Here is a 23386-nt window from a genome sequence, read left to right as displayed (position 1 = left end):
AGGGCCTGAAAAAAGCCCCGCGCTTCTTTCGAAGGCGGGGCTTTTTGCGAGAGGCCCGATCAGAACAAATCGATCGGCGCCGCCTCATCCGCCGGTAGCGGGCTGCCTGGCGCTACGCCGTTGCCCAGCTCGTTGACTGACGGTGGGGTGTCTTCGCTCTTGAACAGCTCGAAGTACGCTCCCGGAGTGCCTGGGGTGGCTGCTCGGCCGCTGACCGGGTCAACCCGCAGGCTGAGGATGCCTTCGGGTTCCGGTTGGGTGTGTGGCGGTTTGTCCTTGAGGGCAGCGCCCATGTAACTCATCCAGATCGGCAGCGCCACGGTGCCGCCGTATTCGCGCCGACCGAGGCTTTCAGGCTGGTCGAACCCGGTCCAGACGGTGGTGACGTAATCGCCGTTGTAGCCCGAGAACCAGGCGTCCTTGGATTCGTTCGTGGTGCCGGTCTTGCCGGCCAGGTCGGTACGGCCCAGGGCCAGGGCGCGGCGGCCGGTGCCGAGCTTGATCACGTCCTGCAGCATACTGTTGAGAATGTAGGTGGTGCGGCCATCGATGATGCGCTCGGCGATGACCGGCGCTTGCGGTACGGCTGGCGCTGTCGTGGCTTCGCCTGGTGTTGCCTCTACCGTGAACGTCTCGCTGGCCGGTGCGGCGACGCCGTCGCTGGCCTGTTCGCCTGAAGGCACCCGTGGTGGGTTGGCGAGGAACAACGTGTCGCCGTTGCGGCTTTCGATCTTGTCGATGAGGTACGGGGTGACTTTGTATCCGCCATTGGCGAACGTGCTCCAGCCCGTGGCGATTTCCATCGGGGTCAGGGTTGCGGTGCCCAGGGCCAGGGACAGGTTGCGCGGCAAGTCCTGCTTGTTGAAGCCGAACTTGCTGATGTAGTCGATGGTACGGTCCACACCCAGCGCCTGCAGCAAACGGATCGATACCAGGTTACGCGACTTGTACAGCGCTTCGCGCATGCGGATCGGACCCAGGAAGGTATTGGTGTCGTTCTTCGGGCGCCAGACCTTGTCCAGGTATTCGTCGACAAACACGATCGGTGCGTCGTTCACCAGGCTGGCGGCGGTGTAGCCGTTATCCAGGGCGGCGCTGTACACGAACGGTTTGAAGCTTGAACCCGGCTGGCGCTTGGCCTGCATCGCGCGATTGTAATTGCTCTGCTCGAAGGCGAAGCCACCGACCAGCGACCGGATGGCGCCGTCCTGCGGGTCAAGCGACACCAGGGCGCCTTGGGCGGCCGGGATCTGGCTGAACTTGAGGGTGTTGTCCGGCTGGCGCTGTACCCGGATCAGATCACCCACCTGGGCGACGTCCGACGGTTGGCGGGGGTTGGCGCCCATGCTGTTGGTGTTGAGGAATGGGCGGGCCCATTTCATGGTCTCCCAGCTCACGTGCTCTTCCAGCTCGCCATTGCGGGTCAGCACCATGATGCCGTCCTTGTCCACCTGGGTGACGATCGCCGGTTCCAGGCTGCTGATGGTGCGCTGCTTGGTCAATTCCTCGGCCCAGGCTTCTTTGGTCTTGCCTGGCAGGCGCGATTCAGGCCCGCGGTAGCCGTGGCGCTGATCGTAGGTGATCAGACCCTCGTGCAGCGCGGTGTTGGCCATCTCCTGCAGATTGCTCGGCACCGTGGTGACCACGCGGAAACCCTCGGTGTAGGCGTCGCTGCCATAACGCCCGACCATCTCGGCACGGGCCATTTCGGCGATGTACGGCGCGTTCACCTCGGGGGTCGGCACGTGGTAGCTGGCGTTCAGAGGCTCGTTGACCGCGGCGGTGTATTCGGCCTCGCTGATCTTGCCCAGCTTGTACATGCGCCCCAGGATCCAGTCGCGACGTTCCTTGCTGCGCGCCGGGTTGGCCAGTGGATTGAAGCGCGACGGTGCCTTGGGCAGGCCGGCGATCATCGCCATCTGCGCCAGGCTCACATCACGAATCGACTTGCCGTAATACACCTGCGCCGCCGCCTCGATACCGTAGGCGCGGTTGCCCAGGTAGATCTTGTTGACGTACAGCTCCAGGATCTCGTCCTTGGTCAGCTGTCGCTCGATTTGCAGGGCCAGGAGGATCTCGGTGGTCTTGCGCGAGAAGCTGCGCTCACTGGTCAGGAAGAAGTTTTTCGCCACCTGCATGGTGATGGTGCTGCCACCGGACTGGATATGGCCGCTTTTGATCAGTTGGCTGGCCGCCCGCATCAGGCTGCCCGGATCGACGCCGTAGTGATTGGCGAAGTTGTCGTCTTCAGCACTTAGTAACGCATTGATGAAATTGGGGGGAATGTCGGCGAAACGGATCGGCGTGCGGCGCATTTCGCCAAACTCTGCGATCAACTTGTCGTCGCTGCTGTACACCCGCAACGGAATCTGCAACTGAATACTTCTCAGCGCCTCCACGGACGGCAATCCCGGACTAAGGTAAAGAAACGCACCGCTCAGACCCAGGAGCAGTCCGCAGAAAACGGCGAGGATGGACCATCCGAAAAATTTCAGCAGACGAATCAAGGCTTTTGGATATCCAGGCAAAGAATGAAAAGGCGCCAGGTGCAGGGAAGGACCCGTGCTTGCAACAAAGCGAAAAAAAACGCTGGGCATTATAAGCATTTTTTTTCGTCGGTAACGCCACCCGGACGTCCGTCGGGCCGGAGTGATTGAACGCAACGCATATTAGAGAGTCCGTAACTCACGGATAGTCATAGGGAATTGGTAGTGCTACGACTCTTCAATAAAAAAGCCCATACGCTTTTGGGGATAGACATCAGTTCCACGTCGGTGAAGCTGCTCGAGTTGAGCCGCCAGGGTGACCGCTACCGTGTCGAGTCTTACGCGGTCGAGCCGTTGCCGGCCAACGCCGTGGTCGAAAAGAACATCGCCGAGCTCGAGGGCGTGGGCCAGGCATTGTCACGGGTGCTCGCCAAGGCCAGAACACCCTTGCGCAACGTGGCGGTGGCTGTAGCGGGGTCGGCGGTGATCACCAAGACCATCGAGATGGACGCCGGACTTTCCGACGACGACATGGAAAACCAGCTCAAGATCGAAGCCGATCAATACATTCCTTATCCGCTGGACGAGGTGGCCATCGACTTTGAGGTCCTGGGCGTTTCACCGCGCAGCGCCGAGCGGGTCGAGGTGCTGTTGGCCGCCTGTCGCAAGGAAAACGTCGAAGTTCGCGAGGCTGCGCTGGCGCTCGCCGGGCTCACGGCCAAGGTGGTCGATGTGGAGGCCTACGCGCTGGAGCGCGCCTTCGGGCTGCTTGCCACGCAACTGGCCGCGTCCCAGGAGCGGCTGACGGTGGCGGTGATCGACATCGGCGCCACCATGACCACCCTGAGCGTGCTGCATAACGGGCGCATCATCTATACCCGCGAACAATTGTTCGGCGGTCGCCAGCTCACCGAAGAAATCCAGCGCCGCTACGGCCTGTCACCCGAGCAGGCCGGGCAGGCAAAGAAGCAGGGTGGCCTGCCGGACGATTACCTCGGTGAGGTCCTGCAACCTTTTCGCGAGGCCCTGGTGCAACAGGTATCGAGGTCCTTGCAGTTTTTCTTCGCCTCGGGCCAGTACAGTGCGGTGGACCACATCCTCTTGGCTGGAGGCACCGCCTCGGTCGCGGGCCTGGACCGGCTGATCGAACAGCGCCTGGGCACGCCGACCCAGGTGGCCAACCCGTTTTCCAACATGGCCCTGGGCAGCAAGGTCAACGCCGGTGCCCTGGCCAGTGACGCACCGGCCTTGATGATTGCCTGCGGGCTGGCCCTCAGGAGCTTTGACTGATGGCGCGGATCAACCTTCTTCCCTGGCGAGAGGAGCTGCGTGAGGAGCGTCGCAAACGCTTTTTGCTGGCATTGGTGGGCGCATTGGTCGGTGCGGTAGGCCTGACGCTGATTGCGGTCCGCTACCTGGACAGTGCCATTGACCACCAGATGGCTCGCAACAGTCATATCAGCGAGCAGATAGCCGTGCTGGACGAGCGCATCAAGCAGATCAGCGAACTCAAGGCCCGCCGCCAGCAACTGCTGGAGCGCATGCGCATCATCCAGGACTTGCAGGGTAACCGGCCGGTGAGCGGGCGCATCTTCGATCAACTGGCGCGCACCCTGCCTGACGGGGTGTATTTCACCGAAGTGAAGATGGAAGACAAGACCCTCTCCATCAAGGGCGCGGCGGAATCGAACAACCGGGTCTCGGACCTGATGCGTAACCTGGACTCATCGGACCTGTTCGATGCGCCCAGCCTGACGGAAGTCAAGGCCACCACGGCCGGTCAGCTCGATCAGGCCAACGTCTTCCAGCTGACGGTTCGCCAGACCCGTCCGGCCATTGTCGAGGACGCCCAATGAAGCCGGGAGAGTGGTTCGAAGCGCTGCGCAAGATCGACATCAGTGAGCTGGATACCAACAACATTGGCTCCTGGCCGATGCCGGTCAAATGGTTGAGCGGCATCCTGCTGGTCATCCTGGTGCTGGGGTTGGGCTACAACTTTGCCTTGAGTGACCTGGAGAACCAACTGCAGCAAGTGCGCGGAGAAGAAAACACCCTCAAGGCACAGTTTGCGGGCAAAGCTCACATGGCCGCGAACCTGGAGCGCTACACCGAACAGATGAAGCAGATGGAAGCCTCCTTCGGCGTGCTGTTGCGGCAATTGCCCAGTGACACCGAAGTGCCAGGCCTGCTGGAGGACATCACCCGTACCGGTCTGGGCAGTGGTCTGGAGTTCGAGGAGATCAAGCTGTTACCGGAGGTCACCCAGCCGTTTTACATCGAACTGCCGATCCAGATTACTGTGACCGGCGACTATCATGACCTGGCAACCTTCGTCAGCGGCGTTGCCGGACTGCCACGGATCGTCACCCTGCACGATTTCGACATCGCCCCGATGGAGCCCGACGCAGGAGCGAAACTGCGCATGAGCATCCAGGCCAAGACCTACCGGTACAACGAGCAGGAGGTGCAGCCATGAAGCCGGCTTGGCGCATTATCCTGCTGGCGGGGCTGGTCGTGCTGACGGGCTGCAACAACGATAACGGCTTCAGCGACCTGGACGCCTACATGAACGAAGTGCGGCTGCGCCCGCCCGGCAAGATCGAGCCAACGCCGACGTTCAGGCCTTACGAAACCTTCACTTACAGCGCCGCCGACCTGCGCAGCCCGTTTTCACGGCAGGTCAGGGTGGATCAGGCCGGTCGCCAGAAGGGTGCACGCAACGTCCGGCCCGACCCGACTCGGGTCAAGCAATACCTGGAAGGCTTCAACATCGAGCAGTTTGAAATGGTCGGGACGATTTCCAACGTCAGCGGCTCCTTCGCGCTCCTGCGCGGCGCGGGCGGGGTGCACCGGCTCAAGGTCGGTGACTATCTGGGACGCAACGACGGGCGGATCGTCGGCATTAGCGCCACCCAGGTCGAGGTGGTCGAAATCGTTCCTGATGGCGAGGGCGCCTGGCTGGAACGGCCACGGACCATTCCTCTGAAAGAGCACTCAATAGTGGAACTCGAACAATGAACAGGATTTTTGCAGCCCTCGGTATTTCGCTATGGATAGCGCTGTTGTCGCCGATGGTTCATGCGGTCAATCTGAAAACGCTGGATGTCGCGGCGCTGCCGGGGGACCGCATCGAGTTGAACCTCACCTTCGACGGGCCGCCCCCCGCGCCTCGGGGCTACACCACCGAGCAACCGGCCCGGATCGCTCTGGATCTGCCGGGGGTGACCAGCCAGTTGGCCCACAAGAGGCATGATCTTGGTGCTGGCAATGCGCGAAGCGCCACGGTGGTCGAGGCGGCTGATCGTACCCGTCTGATCATTGGCCTTACCCAGCTTGCGCCCTATACCGCGCGGGTGGAGGGCAACAGCCTGCTCGTGGTGGTCGGCAAGGGAGCGGTTGCCAGCGCTGCCGCCCAGGCGCCACGCCCGGCGGCTCCCGGCGCGGTGCCCGCCAGAGCCAGTGCGCCGGTGGGCAAGGCGATCCGAGGGGTAGATTTCCAGCGCGGTACCCAGGGCGAAGGCAATGTGGTGATCGATCTGTCGGACCCCTCGATCGCCCCGGACATCCAGGAGCGTGAAGGCAAGATCATCCTCAACTTCGCCAAGACCCGGTTACCCGAACCGCTGCGCGTGCGCCTGGACGTCAAGGACTTCGCCACCCCGGTGCAGTTCGTCAATGCCAGTGCCGGCGCCGACCGGGCCACCATCAGCATCGAACCCAGCGGTACTTTCGATTACTCCACCTACCAGACGGACAACAAGCTGACCGTCAGTGTCCGACCCATGACTGTCGAGGATCTGCAAAAACGCGATGCCAGTCGCGAGGCCTACAGCGGTGAAAAGCTGTCCCTCAACTTTCAGGACATCGAGGTGCGCTCGGTCCTGCAACTGATTGCCGATTTCACCAACCTCAACCTGGTGGCCAGTGACACGGTGCAGGGCGGCATTACCCTGCGCCTGCAAAATGTGCCTTGGGACCAGGCGCTGGACCTGGTGCTCAAGACCAAAGGGCTGGACAAGCGCAAGGTCGGCAATGTGCTGCTGGTCGCCCCCGCCGACGAAATCGCGGCCCGTGAGCGCCAGGAACTCGAATCCCAGAAGCAGATTGCCGACCTGGCGCCGCTACGGCGTGAGCTGTTGCAGGTCAACTATGCGAAGGCTGCGGACATCGCCAAGCTGTTCCAGTCGGTGACCAGTGCCGAAGCCAAGGCCGATGAGCGCGGTACGATCACGGTCGATGAGCGAACCAACAACATCATTGCCTACCAGACCCAGGACCGGCTCGACGAACTGCGCCGGATTGTGGCGCAGCTGGATATCCCGGTGCGCCAGGTGATGATCGAGGCGCGGATTGTCGAGGCCAACGTTGACTACGACAAGAGCCTGGGCGTGCGCTGGGGTGGATCGATCCAGAACAAAGGCAACTGGAACACTTCAGGGGTCACCACCGGCGACTCCACCACCATCGGCACGCCGGGCAGCACCAGCACCAACCAGCCGTTTGTCGATCTGGGCGCGTCGGGCAATACCTCCGGCATCGGCATCGCCTTCATCACCGACAATGTACTGCTGGACCTGGAATTGACGGCCATGGAGAAAACCGGCAACGGGGAAATCGTCTCTCAGCCCAAGGTGGTGACGTCCGACAAAGAGACGGCAAAAATCCTCAAGGGCACGGAGATTCCCTATCAGGAAGCCAGTTCCAGTGGTGCCACCTCGGTGTCGTTCAAGGAGGCCTCGCTGTCCCTGGAGGTGACCCCGCAGATCACCCCGGACAACCGCATCATCATGGAGGTCAAGGTCACCAAGGATGAGCCGGATTACCTGAACAAGGTGAATGATGTGCCGCCAATCAAGAAAAACGAGGTCAACGCCAAGGTGCTGGTCAATGACGGCGAGACCATTGTGATTGGCGGGGTTTTCTCAAATACTCAGAGCAAGGTCGTAGATAAGGTGCCATTTCTTGGCGATGTGCCGTATCTTGGCCGCCTTTTCCGGCGTGATGTGGTTTCGGAGCAAAAATCCGAGCTGCTGGTGTTCCTCACTCCGCGTATCATGAATAACCAGGCGATTGCTGTGAGTCGTTGATTCTGTGCGAAATTTGATTCTTGTTGGGCCGATGGGCGCTGGAAAAAGCACCATCGGCCGTTTGCTGGCCAAAGAGCTGCGCCTGCCATTCAAAGATTCCGACAAGGAAATTGAATTGCGCACGGGTGCCAATATCCCATGGATCTTCGATAAGGAAGGCGAGCCCGGCTTTCGTGACCGTGAGCAGGCGATGATCGCCGAACTGTGCGCGTTCGACGGTGTGGTGCTGGCCACCGGTGGCGGCGCGGTGATGCGCGAGGCCAATCGGCGGGCATTGCATGCCGGCGGACGAGTGGTCTATCTGCACGCCTCCGTCGAGCAGCAGGTGGGTCGCACCGCTCGGGATCGTAACCGTCCGCTGTTGCGCACCGCCGACCCGGCCAAGACCTTGCGCGACCTGCTGGAGCTGCGTGATCCGCTGTACCGGGAGATCGCTGATCTGGTGGTGGAAACCGACGAGCGGCCGCCGCGGATGGTGGTGCTGGACATTCTTGATCGCCTGCAGCAACTGCCACCCCGTTAATGCGTCGCGGGAAATGCGCTATCCTCGGCGTCCCGTCATGGCCCGCCGGGACGTGGCCGATGGCCATCGATTGACATCACAACAGGCACCGTGGACTTTCGTTAATTGCAGGCAGGACGCCTGATTCCATCTTCACTGTGGGGACACATGCAGACACTTAAGGTCGACCTGGGCGAGCGCAGCTACCCGATTCACATTGGCGAAGGTTTGCTGGACCGGCCCGACTTGCTGGCGCCGCATATCGCCGGACGGCAAGTGGCGATTATCTCCAACGAAACCGTCGCACCTTTGTATCTGGAGCGTCTGACCCGCAGCCTGTCGGCTTTCTCGGTCATTTCCGTGGTGCTGCCTGACGGCGAAGCCTTCAAGAATTGGGAAACCCTGCAGCTTATTTTCGATGGCCTGCTGACCGCGCGGCATGACCGCCGCACCACGGTGGTGGCCTTGGGCGGCGGCGTGATCGGCGACATGGCCGGTTTCGCCGCCGCTTGCTATCAGCGCGGTGTTGATTTCATCCAGATCCCCACGACCCTGTTGTCCCAGGTGGACTCGTCGGTGGGCGGCAAGACCGGGATCAACCATCCACTGGGCAAAAACATGGTAGGTGCTTTCTACCAGCCCAACGTGGTGCTGATCGACACCGCGACCCTCAATACATTGCCCGCCCGCGAGCTGTCTGCGGGGCTGGCTGAAGTCATCAAGTACGGGCTGATCTGCGACGAACCGTTCCTGGGCTGGCTGGAAGAAAACGTCGACCGCCTGCGTGCGCTGGATCAGGCTGCGCTGACCTACGCTATCGAACGTTCCTGTGCGGCCAAGGCTGCGGTGGTCGGTGCCGATGAGCGCGAGTCGGGCGTGCGCGCCACGCTCAACCTGGGGCATACCTTTGGCCACGCCATCGAAACCCACATGGGCTATGGTGTCTGGCTCCATGGCGAAGCGGTTGCGGCCGGTACGGTCATGGCCCTGGAGATGTCCGCGCGTTTGGGCTGGATCAGTGAACAGGAGCGCGATCGCGGTATTGCTCTGTTCCAGCGCGCCGGGTTGCCGGTGATCCCGCCCGAAGAAATGACCGAAGCCGATTTTCTCGAACACATGGCAATCGACAAAAAAGTGATCGACGGTCGCCTGCGTCTGGTGCTGCTGCGCCACATGGGCGAAGCTGTGGTGACCGACGATTATCCGAAAGAGGTTCTACAGGCCACGCTGGGAGCGGATTATCGCGCCCTGGCTCAGCTTAAAGGTTAATAAGATTCCGATGACTAGTTTGCATGCCGACGAGGCTTTCCTCGGCCATTTCCAGTTGAGTCATGACCCTTTCGCGCCACGGGTTCCAGGCTTCAAGTTTTTCCCCGCCCAACGCAAACCGGTTCTGGGCCAGTTGCATCACCTGGCGCGTTACAGCCAGCTGTTGCTGGTGGTCACCGGCCCTCAAGGCAGCGGCAAGACCTTGCTGCGCCAGGCCCTGGTGGCCAGCACCAACAAACAGTCGGTGCAAAGCGTGGTGGTGTCGGCCCGCGGCGCCGGTGATGCAGCCGGTGTGTTGCGTCAGGTGGCCCAGGCGCTGAATGTCGCCCAGGCTGAAGTCGGTGCGATTCTGGATCAGATCGTGCAACTGGCGCTGACCGGGCAGGAAGTCTATCTGCTGGTGGACGATGCCGAGCAACTCGACGAGTCGGCCCTGGAAGCCTTGCTGGCTCTGGCTGCCGGTGCGCCGGAAGGCCGTCCCCACGTCTTCCTGTTTGGTGAGTCGTCGCTGATCGCCGATCTGGAGCAGCTGAATCTTGAGCAAGAGCGCTTCCACGTCATTGAGCTGGCGCCCTACACCGAAGAAGAAACCCGTGAATACCTGGCCCAACGCCTTGAAGGCGCCGGTCGGGGCATCGAACTTTTCACCGCGGATCAGATCTCTGAGATTCACGAAAGCTCCGATGGCTGGCCTGGAAATATTAACCAGGTGGCCCGCGATGCTCTCATCGAAGTCATGATTGCCAGCCGCTCAGCGGTAAAGCGTCCAAGTATGGGGTTCAACATGCCAAAGAAACACGTATTGGCGATTTCCGCCGTCGTCGTGGTCGCGATTGCCGCCGCCTGGCTGATGCCGGGTCGCAGCAAGGCGCCGACCACCGGCGCACCCGCCAACGAGCAGGCACAACTGCCTCTGGGCCAGGACGCAGCGCAGCCCAATGGCGGTGCTCCGGAGGTGGAGTTCGCCGGTAACACCCAGCCGATGCCGCTGCCGCTGGTCGGCCAGTCGCAACCGGTCATGCGCAGTCCCTTGGCTGAGGCCGCTGGCGGTATCACCGAGGGTGACGACGGCGCGCCACCACCGATCGATGACACCAGCGATACGCCGCCAACCGTGACCACCAGCGCCCCACCGGCGGGTGTGCCGGCTGGCCCGGCACCAGCGCCAACTCCAGCCCCAGCCCCGGCGCCCGCTCCGGCTGCCAAGCCTGCGCCGGCTCCCGCCCAGGTGGCCACCGCCAAACCTGCTCCAGCCCCGGCCGCCAAGCCGGCCACTCAGGCCGCTGGCGGTAACTGGTACGCCGGTCAGGCTCCAGGCAGCTACGTGGTACAGATCCTCGGCACCAGCTCCGAAGCGTCTGCGCAAAAGTTCGTCAAGGAACAGGGCGGCGAGTACCGTTATTTCAAGAAAATGCTCAACGGCAAACCGCTTTATGTCATCACCTACGGCAATTTCGCCAACCGTGATGCAGCCGTTTCCGCCATCAAGGCCTTGCCAGCGAAGGTTCAGGCTGGTAAACCTTGGCCTCGCACTGTCGCCAGCGTCCAACAGGAACTGGCAGCAACTCGCTGAAGATTCGGCGGCCTTACCCAGGCCGCCTCTCCCGGCACCTCAAAATTTCCGCAAGGGCGAGCGACCTTTCAGGCCGCGCGCCTTGTGGTGTCTGCGTCACAGTAGCGTTTGAGTCGCAGCGGTCGAACCCAAAAAAGTTTTGACTAGCACAGCGTATAGCTTTAAACCTTTCACAAATGCGACATGGATTTGCGACGTTTCGTCGTCAAATTTGTGAGCCCTTGTGTCGGTGTGTACAATGACCTCCCTTTTGCCCCCGCAAAGCTGGCGTACGTTCGGCGCGGCACGCAACTGGCTGAATTGAAAAGAAATTTGCCTCGATAAGAGGCAGCCTGGTGAGAAAGTGTCTATGAAAGCAGGTCTGTACCAACCAGATGAATTCAAGGATAACTGCGGTTTCGGCCTGATTGCTCATATGCAGGGCGAACCCAGCCATACCCTTTTACAAACGGCCATTGAGGCCCTGACCTGCATGACCCACCGCGGTGGGATCAACGCCGACGGCAAGACCGGTGACGGTTGTGGCTTGCTGATTCAAAAGCCTGACGAGTTCCTGCGTGCCATTGCCCAGGAAACGTTTGGCGTGACCCTGCCCAAGCAGTACGCGGTGGGCATGGTGTTCTTCAATCAGGACCCGGTGAAGGCCCAAGCGGCTCGCGAAAACATGAATCGCGAGATCCTGGCCGCCGGCCTGCAATTGGTGGGCTGGCGCAAGGTGCCGATCGACACCAGCGTCCTCGGCCGCCTGGCCCTTGAGCGTCTGCCGCAGATCGAACAAGTGTTCATCGCGGGCGAAGGCCTGAGCGACCAGGACATGTCGATCAAGCTGTTCAGCTCCCGTCGTCGTTCGTCCGTGGCCAACGCCGCCGACACCGATCACTACATCTGCAGCTTTTCCCACAAGACCATCATCTATAAAGGCCTGATGATGCCGGCGGACCTGACCGCCTTCTATCCGGACCTGAGCGACGAGCGCCTGAAAACCGCGATCTGCGTGTTCCACCAGCGCTTCTCCACCAACACCCTGCCGAAATGGCCGCTGGCCCAGCCATTCCGCTTCCTCGCCCACAACGGCGAGATCAACACCATCACCGGCAACCGCAACTGGGCGCTGGCCCGTCGCACCAAGTTCGCCAACGATCTGATGCCGGATCTGGAAGAACTCGGCCCGCTGGTCAACCGTGTGGGCTCGGACTCCTCGAGCATGGACAACATGCTGGAACTGATGGTCACCGGCGGCATCGACCTGTTCCGTGGCGTGCGCATGCTGGTGCCGCCGGCCTGGCAGAACGTCGAGACCATGGACCCGGACCTGCGTGCGTTCTACGAATACAACTCCATGCACATGGAACCGTGGGACGGCCCGGCCGGTATCGTCATGACCGACGGCCGCTACGCCGTGTGCCTGCTCGACCGTAACGGTCTGCGTCCGGCGCGCTGGGTGACCACCACCAACGGGTTCATCACCCTGGCTTCGGAAATCGGTGTCTGGAACTACCAGCCCGAAGACGTCATCGCCAAGGGCCGCGTGGGCCCGGGCCAGATCTTTGCCGTGGACACCGAAACCGGCCAGATCCTCGACACCGATGCGATCGACAACCGTCTCAAGTCCCGTCATCCGTACAAGCAATGGTTGCGCAAGAACGCCCTGCGCATTCAGGCGACCATGGAGGACAACGATCACGGTTCGGCTTTTTACGACGTCGATCAGCTCAAGCAGTACATGAAGATGTACCAGGTGACGTTCGAAGAGCGTGACCAGGTGCTGCGTCCGTTGGGTGAGCAGGGCTACGAAGCGGTCGGCTCCATGGGCGACGATACGCCGATGGCCGTGCTGTCCCAGCGCGTGCGTACGCCGTACGACTATTTCCGCCAGCAGTTCGCTCAGGTGACCAACCCACCGATCGACCCGCTGCGTGAAGCGATCGTGATGTCCCTGGAAATCTGCCTCGGTGCCGAGCGCAACATCTTCCAGGAGTCGCCGGAACACGCCTCGCGTGTGATCCTCAGTTCGCCGGTCATTTCCCCGGCCAAATGGCGCTCGCTGACCAACCTCGACCGCCCGGGTTTCCAGCGTCAGGTCATCGACCTGAACTACGACGAAAGCGTCGGCCTTGAAGCGGCGATCCGCAACGTTGCCGATCAGGCTGAAGAAGCCGCGCGCGCCGGTCGCACCCAGATCGTGCTGACCGACCGTCACATCGCCCCGGGCAAGTTGCCGATCCACGCGTCGTTGGCCACCGGTGCGGTGCACCATCGCCTGACCGAAAAAGGCCTGCGTTGCGATTCCAACATCCTGGTGGAAACCGCCACCGCTCGCGATCCGCATCACTTTGCGGTGCTGATCGGTTTCGGTGCCTCGGCGGTGTATCCGTTCCTGGCCTATGAAGTGCTGGGTGACCTGATCCGTACCGGTGAAGTGCTGGGCGACCTCTATGAGGTGTTCAAGAACTACCGCAAAGGCATCACCAAGGGCCTGCTCAAGATCCTCTCGAAGATGGGGATCTCGACCATCGCTTCGTACCGCGGTGCGCAACTGTTCGAGGCCATCGGCCTGTCCGAAGAAGTCTGCGAGCTGAGCTTCCGTGGCGTGCCGAGCCGCATCAAGGGTGCGCGTTTCGTCGACATCGAAGCCGAACAGAAAGCCCTGGCGGCCGAAGCCTGGAGCCCGCGCAAGCCGATCCAGCAAGGCGGCCTGCTGAAGTTCGTCCACGGTGGCGAATACCACGCCTATAACCCGGACGTGGTCAACACCTTGCAAGCCGCCGTGCAGCAGGGCGACTACGGCAAGTTCAAGGAATACACCTCGCTGGTGGACAACCGTCCGGTGTCGATGATTCGCGACCTGCTCAAGGTCAAGACCCTGGACACGCCGCTGGACATCAGCGAAATCGAGCCGCTGGAATCGGTGCTCAAACGCTTCGATTCCGCTGGTATCTCCTTGGGGGCCTTGTCTCCGGAAGCTCATGAAGCCCTGGCTGAAGCCATGAACCGCCTCGGCGCGCGTTCCAACTCCGGCGAAGGCGGTGAAGACCCGGCGCGCTACGGCACTATCAAGAGTTCGAAAATCAAGCAGGTGGCCACCGGCCGCTTCGGTGTGACACCGGAGTACCTGGTCAACGCTGAAGTGCTGCAGATCAAGGTTGCCCAAGGCGCCAAGCCCGGCGAAGGCGGCCAACTGCCCGGCGGCAAGGTCAACGGCCTGATCGCCAAGCTGCGTTACGCAGTACCCGGCGTGACCCTGATCTCGCCGCCGCCGCATCACGACATCTATTCGATCGAAGACTTGTCGCAACTGATCTTCGACCTCAAGCAGGTGAACCCGAAGGCGCTGGTCTCGGTGAAGCTGGTGGCAGAAGCCGGCGTTGGCACCATCGCCGCCGGTGTGGCCAAGGCCTATGCCGACCTGATCACCATCTCCGGCTATGACGGCGGCACCGGCGCATCGCCGCTGACCTCGATCAAATATGCCGGCGCGCCGTGGGAACTGGGCCTGGCCGAGACCCACCAGACCCTGCGCGGCAACGACCTGCGCGGCAAGGTCCGGGTGCAGACCGACGGCGGCCTGAAAACCGGCCTGGACGTGATCAAGGCGGCCATCCTCGGCGCCGAGAGCTTCGGCTTCGGCACCGCGCCGATGATCGCCCTGGGTTGCAAATACCTGCGTATCTGCCACCTGAACAACTGCGCTACCGGTGTGGCGACCCAGAACGAAAAGCTGCGCAAGGACCACTACATCGGTACCGTCGACATGGTGGTGAACTTCTTCACCTACGTCGCCGAGGAAACCCGCGAGTGGCTGGCGAAGCTAGGCGTGCGCTCGCTTGAAGAGCTGATCGGCCGTACCGACCTGCTGGAAGTGCTCGAGGGCCAGACCGCCAAGCAGCATCACCTGGACCTGACACCGTTGCTGGGCAGCGATCTCATCCCGGCGGACAAACCACAGTTCTGCCAGGTTGATCGCAACCCGCCGTTCGACAAGGGTGAGTTGGCCGAGAAGATGGTCGACATGGCCGCTTCGGCGATCAACGACCTCAGTGGTGCCGAGTTCGACCTGGATATCTGCAACTGCGACCGTTCCATCGGCGCGCGGATCTCCGGTGAAATCGCGCGCAAGCACGGCAACCAGGGCATGGCCAAGGCGCCGATCACCTTCCGCTTCAAGGGCACTGCAGGCCAGAGCTTCGGCGTCTGGAACGCCGGTGGCCTGAATATGTATCTGGAAGGCGATGCCAACGATTACGTGGGCAAGGGCATGACCGGCGGCAAACTGGTCATCGTTCCGCCCAAGGCCAGCGTCTACAAGACCCAGGACAGTGCCATCATCGGCAACACCTGCCTGTACGGCGCCACGGGCGGCAAGCTGTTCGCCGCCGGCACCGCGGGCGAGCGTTTCGCCGTGCGTAACTCCGGAGCCCACACTGTGGTGGAAGGCACCGGTGATCATTGCTGCGAGTACATGACCGGTGGTTTCGTCTGTGTCCTGGGCAAGACCGGTTACAACTTCGGCTCTGGCATGACCGGCGGTTTCGCCTACGTGCTCGACCAGGACAACACCTTCGTTGACCGGGTCAATCACGAACTGGTGGAAATCCAGCGGATCAGCGGCGAGGCGATGGAAGCCTACCGCAGCCACTTGCAGCGCGTGCTGGACGAATACGTCGAGGAAACCGACAGCGAGTGGGGTCGTGAACTCGCCGAAAACCTCGATGACTATCTGCGTCGTTTCTGGCTGGTCAAGCCCAAGGCTGCCAACCTGAAATCGTTGCTTTCCAGCACCCGTGCCAACCCGCAGTGATATGCGCCTGAAGAGTTTGATGAGGTTTTAACAATGGCTGAACGTCTGAGTAATGACTTCCAGTTCATCGATGTCGGGCGCAAGGATCCGAAGAAGAAACTGTTGCGTCAACGCAAGAAAGAGTTCGTGGAAATCTACGAGCCTTTCAAACCCCAGCAGTCGGCCGACCAGGCCCACCGCTGCCTGGGCTGCGGTAACCCGTACTGCGAATGGAAGTGCCCGGTGCACAACTTCATTCCCAACTGGCTGAAGCTGGTGGCCGAGGGCAACATCCTCCAGGCCGCCGAGTTGTCCCACCAGACCAACACCCTGCCGGAAGTCTGCGGCCGGGTGTGTCCGCAGGACCGCCTGTGTGAGGGTGCATGCACCCTCAACGACGGTTTTGGCGCGGTGACCATCGGTTCGGTGGAGAAGTACATCACCGACACCGCGTTCGCCATGGGCTGGCGCCCGGACATGTCCAAGGTCAAGCCGACCGGCAAGCGCGTGGCGATCATTGGGGCCGGCCCGGCGGGCCTGGGTTGCGCCGATGTGCTGGTGCGCGGTGGCGTGACCCCGGTGGTGTTCGACAAGAACCCGGAAATCGGCGGCCTGCTGACCTTCGGCATCCCCGAGTTCAAGCTGGAAAAGACCGTGCTGAGCAATCGTCGCGAAGTCTTCACCGGCATGGGCATCGAGTTTCGCCTGAACACCGAAGTAGGCAAGGACGTGACCATGGAGCAACTGCTCGAAGAGTACGATGCCGTATTCATGGGCATGGGCACCTACACCTACATGAAGGGCGGCTTTGCCGGCGAGGACCTGCCGGGCGTCTACGACGCGCTGGACTTCCTGATCGCCAACGTCAACCGCAACCTGGGCTTTGAAAAGTCGCCGGAAGATTTCGTCGACATGAAAGGCAAGAAGGTCGTGGTGCTGGGCGGCGGTGACACGGCGATGGACTGCAACCGCACTTCGATTCGCCAGGGCGCCAAGTCGGTGACCTGCGCCTATCGTCGTGACGAAGCGAACATGCCCGGCTCGCGCAAAGAAGTGAAGAACGCTAAGGAAGAGGGCGTGAAGTTCCTCTACAACCGCCAGCCGATCGCCATTGTCGGTGAAGACAAGGTCGAGGGCGTGAAGGTGGTCGAGACCCGTCTCGGCGAACCGGACGCCCGTGGCCGCCGCAGCCCTGAGCCGATCCCCGGTTCCGAAGAGATCATCCCGGCCGATGCCGTGGTCATCGCCTTCGGCTTCCGCCCAAGCCCGGCGCCGTGGTTTGAGCAGTTCAGCATCCAGACCGACAGCCAGGGCCGCGTCGTGGCCCCGGAACAGGGCCAGTACAAGCACCAGACCAGCAACCCGAAGATCTTCGCCGGCGGCGACATGGTTCGGGGTTCCGATCTGGTGGTGACGGCGATCTTCGAAGGCCGCAATGCGGCGGAAGGGATTCTGGATTACTTGGGGGTCTGATCATTTCCTGAATGGGAATGCAATCAAATGTGGGAGCGAGCTTGCTCGCGATAGCGGCGAATCAGTCGACGAAAATGTTGAATGTGATGCCCTCATCGCGAGCAAGCTCGCTCCCACAGTGGTTTTAGGTGTTGCCTGATACCGCGACAAATTGCCCCGATAGATAAAAGGCACGGCTCTTGCCGTGCCTTTTGCGTCGCGCTCTGAGAAAATGCCCGCACTTTTTTTCCGGATGCCGACATGACTGCCCTGAAGAACGACCGTTTCCTCCGTGCCCTGCTCAAGCAACCCGTAGACGTCACCCCCGTGTGGATGATGCGTCAGGCCGGTCGCTACTTGCCGGAATACCGCGCCAGTCGGGCCAAGGCCGGCGACTTCATGAGCCTGTGCATGAATCCCCAGTTCGCCTGCGAAGTCACGATGCAGCCGCTGGATCGTTACCCGCAGCTGGACGCGGCGATTCTGTTTTCCGACATTCTCACCATTCCCGACGCCATGGGCCAGGGTCTGTACTTCGAGACCGGCGAAGGCCCGCGCTTCAAGAAAGTCGTCAGCACTCTGGCCGACATCGAAGCCCTGCCGATCCCCGATCCGCAGAAGGACCTGGGTTATGTCATGGACGCGGTCAGCACCATCCGTCGAGAACTCAACGGTCGCGTGCCGCTGATCGGCTTCTCCGGCAGCCCCTGGACCCTGGCCACCTACATGGTTGAAGGCGGCTCGTCGAAAGACTTCCGCAAGACCAAGGCGATGCTCTACGACAACCCGCAAGCCATGCACCTGCTGCTGGACAAGCTGGCCCAGTCGGTGACGTCCTATCTCAACGGGCAGATCCTGGCCGGTGCGCAAGCGGTGCAGATCTTCGACACCTGGGGCGGCAATCTCTCGGCGGCGGCGTACCAGGAGTTTTCCCTGGCCTACATGCGCAAGATCGTCAGCGGCCTGATCCGCGAACATGAAGGTCGTAAAGTACCGGTGATCCTGTTCACCAAGAACGGCGGCCTGTGGCTGGAAAGCATCGCCGATGCCGGTGCCGACGCCCTGGGCCTGGATTGGACCTGCGACATTGGCAACGCCCGCGCGCGTGTCGGCAGCCAAGTCGCTCTGCAAGGCAACATGGATCCGACTGTGCTTTACGCCAAACCGCAAGCCATCCGCACCGAAGTCGGGCGCATCCTCGCCAGCTATGGCAAGGGCAGCGGTCATGTGTTCAACCTTGGCCATGGCATTACGCCGGAAGTCGATCCGGAACACGCCGGTGCTTTCCTGCGCGCGGTGCATGAGTTGTCGGCGCAATACCACGACTGATCGTAGCTCGCTCATCCAGCCTGTCGGGATTCGTTCCAGGCAGGCTTTTTTTTGCCTGTTAATTATTCAATGAAACAAGTTGGTTATCTTTATCGGTTTGCCTGTTTTCTTTTGTTTAATAACTAACTTTGCCTGTAAGAAGTTTTTCTTCTGAGCTCGGAAAAATAGATTCAGGGATTGTTCCTTCTATTTACCTCGATCTGGCAGCCCACCCGACATCGGCTCGACCTGGCCGAGCGTCAGTATTGGCAGCAGGCCGAACTCGCTGCCCGGATCCAGCGCCTGGAACCCACCGGCGCTACGACCGCCACGAGCTCTTTGTCCGTCAGGATCAACGACAGTGCGACGGCCGCGGGGCTGGAGCTGGCGGAGCTGGAGATCGACGGTGATTCGTTACGGCTTGCCGTCAGTGGCGATGCCAATCGACTGCTCGACTGGCTGGACCGACACGAGCGGGACGGCGCCACCTTGCAGGTGCTGAGCCTGGAAGTGCGCAACGGTGTCCTGGACGCGCGGATGGTGTTGGGGCAATGACTTGAGCGGCGGGCCAGCGCCTGAACAGTGTCCGCTCAAACCTGAGCGTTGCCCGGCAACACCGGCAACTTCGCCAGTTTCACCGCCACCAGCAACGCCACCACCAGCAAGCCGCCGATGAACAGGCTGACACCGTTCCATCCGCCCAGATGCCAGGCTACCCCGCCAGCCGTACCTGCGACGCTGGAGCCGGCGTAGTAGCTGAACAGGTACAACGACGAGGCCTGTCCCTTGGCTTTGGTTGCGCGGCGGCCGATCCAGCTGCTGGCGACCGAGTGAGCGCCGAAGAAGCCGAAGGTGAACACCAGCATGCCCAGGATCACCAGCCACAGCGGCGTGGTCATGGTCAGCGCAAGACCGGCCAGCATCAGCGCGATGGTCGCCCAGAGCATTTTGCGCCGGCCGTGTTTGTCGGCCAGTGCGCCGACTTTCGCCGAGCTGTAGATACCCGACAGGTAGACCACCGAGAGCAACCCGACAAAGGCCTGGTCCAAGTGATAAGGCCCGGCCAGCAGGCGATAGCCGATGTAGTTGAACAGCGTCACGAATGCACCCATCAATACGAAGGCTTCGAGAAACAACAGCGGCAACCCGGCATCGCGAAAGTGCATGGTGAAACCGTCCAGCAAGCTGCGCGGATGCAGCGAGCGGGGGCGGAAATTGCGTGACTCGGGAAGAATCCTCCAGAACACCGCCGCCGCGATCAAGGCCAGGCCACCGACCACCAGCATCGCGGCGTGCCAGCTGACGAAGTCAATCAGCACCCCGGCGATCAAGCGGCCGCTCATGCCTCCAATGGCGTTGCCGGCGATGTACAAGCCCATCGCCAGGCCAATGTGCTTGGGATGGATTTCTTCACCCAGGTAAGTCATCGCGACTGCCGCCACGCCGCTCAATGACAGCCCCACCAGGGCACGCAGCACCAGTACACCCTGCCAGGTCGGCATCATCGCGCTGGCAATGGTGCACAACGCCGCGGCAAACAGCGCCGCGACCATCACTGACTTGCGGCCGATGCGATCGGAAATCGGGCCGGTGATCAGCAGCCCGACGGCGAGCAGGCCGGTCGCCACCGACAGGATCAAACTGCTCTGGGCGGCATTGATGGAAAACTCTTCGGAGAGCAGCGGCATCATCGGTTGCACGCAATACAACAGGGCGAAGGTCGCAAAACCGCCACAAAACAACGCCAGCACCGTACGCATGAACAACGGTGTGCCTTTTTCGATGTAGATGTCTTTGCGTCCGGTGACGCCATCATCGGCAGGCGGAGGGATCTCATGGGCCAGTGGAGCGACAGCAGTTTTCACGGTGAACCTCGCAGGAGCACGACCAGGCAGGCAATGGAAAAAGCATATAGCCGGTTAATGTTTCTATCCAATATATTGTTCGACCTGTTTAAGACGTTCTACGACCTATTGGATTGCTTATGGAACTGCGTCATCTGCGTTACTTCATAGCCGTTGCCGAAGAACTGCATTTTGGTCGCGCCGCGCTGGCGCTGGGCATCTCCCAGCCGCCCCTTAGCCAGCAGATCCAGGCACTGGAGCAAGAGATCGGCGCGCGGCTGTTCAATCGCACCAATCGTCGCGTCGAACTGAGTGAAGCCGGACGATTGTTTCTCGAAGAAGCCCGACAGGTGCTGGCCCAGGTCGACAAGGCCGCCGATGTCGCGCGTCGCGCAGAGTTGGGCGAACTGGGCGAGCTGAAAATCGGCTTCACGTCATCGGCGCCTTTCAACTCCACCATCCCCCAGGCGATTTTCACGTTTCGCCAGCGCTTTCCCGCTGTACACCTGAACCTTCGGGAAATGAGCAGCACCCAAGTGGCTGACGCCCTGGTGGACGAGGCAATCGAGGTGGGCATCATGCGGCCCTTGCCGCTGCCCGACTCTCTGCAGGAGATCGAATTGAGCCGCGAGCCGCTGGTGGCCGTGCTCAGTTCCAAGCATCCACTGGCCCAGGGCAGCGAAGGGGGCCTGTTCCTCTCTGCACTGGCCCAGGAACCGTTCGTGTTCTTCCCCCGCAGCTACGGCAGCGGCCTCTATGCACAACTCCTGAGCCTGGCCCGCGACGCCGGCTTCAGCCCGAACTTCGCCCAGGAGGCCGGTGAGGCCATGACCATCATCGGCCTGGTGGCGGCGGGGCTGGGCGTCTCGGTCCTGCCGGCGTCCTACCAGCGCATGCGTATTGACGGCGTGGTCTACCGGCCACTGCTTGATCCGGCGGCAATGTCGGCAGTGTGGCTGGTGCAACGCAAGGATCAGTGCTCGCCGATGGCAAGGGCGTTTGTGGAGTTGTTGACTAATGTCGTGGATTTGTCTGTTTCTTAGAGTAGGTACCGATGACTCCATAAAGTTGAAGTTGGTAATAAATGTAAAGGCAGAGAGTGATTAAGAATATGCTGAAAATCTGCAAGTGGTGTGGGGATGTCCAGTAGCTTACATGGTGGACCAATATGGCTACGGTTAAAGCGGTGGAGACGTAGCTCGCGAGCTTTGTGAGGAGGTTGCTGGGCGAATTGTTTATTTTTTTCAAGCGATAAGGGTGCTGGAAGAGAAGGCATAGTAGTGATATGAGTAGGGTGCCAATAATCGCTGAAAATGGGATGGCGATAATATCATGGTCGGCAGCGTAAAGATTGTTTGTGAAGTTCGAGTATAAATTGTAGCCGCCGATGAATGGAGTGGTTGAAAGGCTGATTAAATAGAGCGATAAATAGTTGTGGGTTTTCATGATTTATCTCATTGTCGATAACAAAGTGTTGCCCATGGTCATGGCGTTTCGCTTAAAAATTCGGGGTCTGGAAACCCTTCCCTATCAAGTGTATTTTGTGTTCGCCTGATATATCGATTTCGTAACTTTTTCCTGGTAGAACCCTGCCGGCGGTAGTTAATTGTTCCAGTGCCAGCGGTCTATTGCTTTTATTAAAATCATAAAAATCATGGTAGGCCTTGACTGTTCCCAAAAATTGCCAGGAGGTGTCCTTGTGGCGAATGAAGTCACCTTCGACGCGAAGAGTGATTCGCCCCAGATAAGCACCACTGATCCAACTGTCTCTACCGGTGTCATAACCCACCTTTGGATCCACGAGGTGATACTTTCCGGGTGTCTTGGTATGTTCAATGGTCTGTTTTAATAAAGACAGGTTGTGTTCTTTTATTTGTAAGCCAATGCTATTTATGTCGACTTCGAGCTTCTCACCCTTCCCCCATAAATAGTGTGCTAATGCTTTTACTGGGCTGAATGTGCCTCCAGATAATTTTGGTGTTTCGAGTTTGAATGTTGTACTGCGGGCGTATTTTGAGTTGGCCACAGCGATGATGGCTTCTCTAGACGTAAAGCCGCTTCTTTCAAGCGCATCAGCCAGGCTGAAGCTAATCATTTTGTTTTTAAAAAATACATCATTTATACGCCAGTAAGGTGCTACCCAGCCGCGCTCTTTTTCGATAATTCGCCATATGTCTTTTATTGCTCCATAGGCGTTTTTATGGTTTATGGCTTTGTCGAGGATTCTAAGGTTGAAGGTGAAATCATCCAGTCCCGTTTGAGTTTTTATAAGGTCGGTTATGTAGAGGTCATCATCTTCTGTCAATACGTCGGGTTGAGGAGGTGGATATATATAAGTTCCGTCAATGATAATTCCGTCCGTAGACCAGTATCCACCTAAGGAACCTCTCCAAGTGCCCGTGATATCAGTGGCGGGTAAAGTGATTTCTTTCTGTTTCATGGTTCAAATCCTTTTGAGTTTAAAGTCTGAGGTTTTGTAGTTTTGTAGTTTTGTAGTTTTGTAGTTTTGTAGTTTTGTAGTTTTGTAGTTTTGTATGTTTGTCTGGACTTTTACTTAAGCATAGGGCAGGAGTTGGCTCAATGACCTAATGGCCGCTTGGGAAATGGATTACGAAAGTTGCGGAAGTTGCCTGCCTAGGCTTGGCGACGAATTCAGTACCCGCCTGAGAAACAGACCAGGCGCAGCGAAATCCTGGCAGGAGCAAAACCCATGACCGAACAACTCACTCGCTGGGACTCTGCCGAGTACCTCAAGACCGAAGAGGACATGGCTAACTACCTGGACGCATGCATGGAGGAGGCAGGAGACGATCCTGCATTCATCGCAAAGCCTCGGGAACCATTGCACGAGCTCGCGGAATTGGCCCGTGATGCCGGGCTGTCCCGGGAAAATCTTTACCGCGCCTTGTCGGGGGAAGGAAATCCTGAGTTCGGCACTATTTTGAAAAGTTGTCAAAGCGTTGGGACTGAAACTGCATGCCAGCACCTGAACAGGTCAGCATGATGAATGACAAGCCAGTCTGTTTGTGAAGGGCGCCATAAGGCGCCCTTCTTCGTTACAGCCTCAGCATCGGCCCAACTATTTACC

Annotated in this window: 16 protein-coding genes and 1 pseudogene; 14 read left to right on the top strand and 3 right to left on the bottom strand. The window is 60.1% G+C overall.

Going from position 1 to position 23386, the window contains the following annotated elements:
* Positions 1 to 59 precede the first annotated feature (59 nt).
* The gene (locus tag PSEUDOMOFG3G_RS05995; protein ID WP_171061287.1) at positions 60 to 2504 is read right to left on the bottom strand and encodes a penicillin-binding protein 1A; all 2445 of its coding nucleotides are present in this window, start codon (positions 2502 to 2504) and stop codon (positions 60 to 62) included.
* 207 nt (positions 2505 to 2711) lie between these two features.
* On the opposite strand from PSEUDOMOFG3G_RS05995, the gene PSEUDOMOFG3G_RS05990 reads away from it, so the two are divergent.
* From PSEUDOMOFG3G_RS05990 to gspM, 12 genes are all read left to right on the top strand, one after another.
* Complete coding sequence (locus tag PSEUDOMOFG3G_RS05990; protein ID WP_047225968.1) at positions 2712 to 3776, top strand: pilus assembly protein PilM; 1065 nt, start codon at positions 2712 to 2714, stop codon at positions 3774 to 3776.
* A complete protein-coding gene (locus PSEUDOMOFG3G_RS05985) occupies positions 3776 to 4342 on the top strand; it encodes a PilN domain-containing protein (protein ID WP_047225967.1) in 567 nt (188 codons plus the stop codon). Before PSEUDOMOFG3G_RS05990 ends, PSEUDOMOFG3G_RS05985 begins: the two co-directional genes overlap by 1 nt.
* A complete protein-coding gene (gene pilO / locus PSEUDOMOFG3G_RS05980; RefSeq protein WP_047225966.1) occupies positions 4339 to 4962 on the top strand; it encodes a type 4a pilus biogenesis protein PilO in 624 nt (207 codons plus the stop codon). The genes PSEUDOMOFG3G_RS05985 and pilO overlap by 4 nt, the downstream gene beginning before the upstream one ends.
* On the top strand, positions 4959 to 5504 hold the full coding sequence (locus PSEUDOMOFG3G_RS05975) for a pilus assembly protein PilP (RefSeq protein WP_139048630.1): 546 nt from the start codon (positions 4959 to 4961) through the stop codon (positions 5502 to 5504). The genes pilO and PSEUDOMOFG3G_RS05975 overlap by 4 nt, the downstream gene beginning before the upstream one ends.
* Entirely contained in the window at positions 5501 to 7573 is a 2073-nt protein-coding gene (gene pilQ / locus PSEUDOMOFG3G_RS05970; protein ID WP_139048629.1) for a type IV pilus secretin PilQ, read from the top strand. Before PSEUDOMOFG3G_RS05975 ends, pilQ begins: the two co-directional genes overlap by 4 nt.
* A 4-nt stretch (positions 7574 to 7577) precedes the next feature.
* On the top strand, positions 7578 to 8096 hold the full coding sequence (gene aroK / locus PSEUDOMOFG3G_RS05965) for a shikimate kinase AroK (protein WP_003196983.1): 519 nt from the start codon (positions 7578 to 7580) through the stop codon (positions 8094 to 8096).
* A 147-nt stretch (positions 8097 to 8243) separates the two neighbouring features.
* On the top strand, positions 8244 to 9344 hold the full coding sequence (gene aroB, locus PSEUDOMOFG3G_RS05960) for a 3-dehydroquinate synthase (RefSeq protein ID WP_047225963.1): 1101 nt from the start codon (positions 8244 to 8246) through the stop codon (positions 9342 to 9344).
* A 10-nt stretch (positions 9345 to 9354) separates the two neighbouring features.
* Positions 9355 to 10917: an AAA family ATPase gene (locus PSEUDOMOFG3G_RS05955; RefSeq protein ID WP_139048628.1), complete on the top strand. Its 1563-nt coding sequence runs from the start codon at positions 9355 to 9357 to the stop codon at positions 10915 to 10917.
* A 349-nt stretch (positions 10918 to 11266) separates the two neighbouring features.
* The gene (gltB, locus tag PSEUDOMOFG3G_RS05950; RefSeq protein ID WP_047225961.1) at positions 11267 to 15715 is read left to right on the top strand and encodes a glutamate synthase large subunit; all 4449 of its coding nucleotides are present in this window, start codon (positions 11267 to 11269) and stop codon (positions 15713 to 15715) included.
* 33 nt (positions 15716 to 15748) lie between these two features.
* A complete protein-coding gene (locus PSEUDOMOFG3G_RS05945) occupies positions 15749 to 17167 on the top strand; it encodes an FAD-dependent oxidoreductase (RefSeq protein WP_047225960.1) in 1419 nt (472 codons plus the stop codon).
* 240 nt (positions 17168 to 17407) lie between these two features.
* Positions 17408 to 18475 (top strand): uroporphyrinogen decarboxylase, encoded by a 1068-nt coding sequence (gene hemE, locus PSEUDOMOFG3G_RS05940; protein WP_139048627.1) that lies wholly within the window; start codon positions 17408 to 17410, stop codon positions 18473 to 18475.
* 177 nt (positions 18476 to 18652) lie between these two features.
* Positions 18653 to 19009 carry a type II secretion system protein GspM gene (gene gspM / locus PSEUDOMOFG3G_RS05935; RefSeq protein ID WP_218575788.1) on the top strand — a complete coding sequence of 119 codons (357 nt, stop codon included), beginning with the start codon at positions 18653 to 18655 and terminating at the stop codon, positions 19007 to 19009.
* Between the two features lie 35 nt (positions 19010 to 19044).
* Here the strand turns inward: gspM and PSEUDOMOFG3G_RS05930 are convergent, their stop codons facing one another.
* A complete protein-coding gene (locus PSEUDOMOFG3G_RS05930; protein ID WP_223194559.1) occupies positions 19045 to 20298 on the bottom strand; it encodes an MFS transporter in 1254 nt (417 codons plus the stop codon).
* Between the two features lie 140 nt (positions 20299 to 20438).
* Between PSEUDOMOFG3G_RS05930 and PSEUDOMOFG3G_RS05925 the strand changes: the two genes are divergently transcribed.
* On the top strand, positions 20439 to 21341 hold the full coding sequence (locus tag PSEUDOMOFG3G_RS05925) for a LysR family transcriptional regulator (protein ID WP_076382987.1): 903 nt from the start codon (positions 20439 to 20441) through the stop codon (positions 21339 to 21341).
* A gap of 455 nt (positions 21342 to 21796) precedes the next feature.
* Here PSEUDOMOFG3G_RS05925 and PSEUDOMOFG3G_RS05920 read toward each other — a convergent pair whose 3' ends face one another.
* Positions 21797 to 22738, bottom strand: a complete 942-nt coding sequence (locus PSEUDOMOFG3G_RS05920; RefSeq protein WP_076382983.1) for a lipid II-degrading bacteriocin — start codon at positions 22736 to 22738, stop codon at positions 21797 to 21799.
* Between the two features lie 270 nt (positions 22739 to 23008).
* Between PSEUDOMOFG3G_RS05920 and PSEUDOMOFG3G_RS05915 the strand changes: the two are divergent.
* Positions 23009 to 23288, top strand: a pseudogene (locus PSEUDOMOFG3G_RS05915) (addiction module antidote protein).
* The last annotated feature ends 98 nt before the right edge of the window (positions 23289 to 23386 follow it).

The sequence above is a fragment of the Pseudomonas sp. FG-3G genome (assembly GCF_901007645.1).
Taxonomy (GTDB): domain Bacteria; phylum Pseudomonadota; class Gammaproteobacteria; order Pseudomonadales; family Pseudomonadaceae; genus Aquipseudomonas; species Aquipseudomonas rhizophila.
Note: the sequence above shows the minus strand (reverse complement) of the source record. Positions and strands in the feature narration are given on the sequence as shown.

Excerpts from the sequence above, each read along its gene's own strand:
- PSEUDOMOFG3G_RS05985 (WP_047225967.1), top strand. The coding sequence starts at position 3,776 with ATGGCGCGGATCAACCTTCTTCCCTGGCGAGAGGAGCTGCGTGAGGAG.
- pilO (WP_047225966.1), top strand. The coding sequence starts at position 4,339 with ATGAAGCCGGGAGAGTGGTTCGAAGCGCTGCGCAAGATCGACATCAGT.
- PSEUDOMOFG3G_RS05975 (WP_139048630.1), top strand. The coding sequence starts at position 4,959 with ATGAAGCCGGCTTGGCGCATTATCCTGCTGGCGGGGCTGGTCGTGCTG.
- pilQ (WP_139048629.1), top strand. The coding sequence starts at position 5,501 with ATGAACAGGATTTTTGCAGCCCTCGGTATTTCGCTATGGATAGCGCTG.
- aroB (WP_047225963.1), top strand. The coding sequence starts at position 8,244 with ATGCAGACACTTAAGGTCGACCTGGGCGAGCGCAGCTACCCGATTCAC.
- PSEUDOMOFG3G_RS05955 (WP_139048628.1), top strand. The coding sequence starts at position 9,355 with ATGACTAGTTTGCATGCCGACGAGGCTTTCCTCGGCCATTTCCAGTTG.
- gltB (WP_047225961.1), top strand. The coding sequence starts at position 11,267 with ATGAAAGCAGGTCTGTACCAACCAGATGAATTCAAGGATAACTGCGGT.
- PSEUDOMOFG3G_RS05945 (WP_047225960.1), top strand. The coding sequence starts at position 15,749 with ATGGCTGAACGTCTGAGTAATGACTTCCAGTTCATCGATGTCGGGCGC.
- hemE (WP_139048627.1), top strand. The coding sequence starts at position 17,408 with ATGACTGCCCTGAAGAACGACCGTTTCCTCCGTGCCCTGCTCAAGCAA.
- PSEUDOMOFG3G_RS05925 (WP_076382987.1), top strand. The coding sequence starts at position 20,439 with ATGGAACTGCGTCATCTGCGTTACTTCATAGCCGTTGCCGAAGAACTG.
- PSEUDOMOFG3G_RS05920 (WP_076382983.1), bottom strand. The coding sequence starts at position 22,738 with ATGAAACAGAAAGAAATCACTTTACCCGCCACTGATATCACGGGCACT.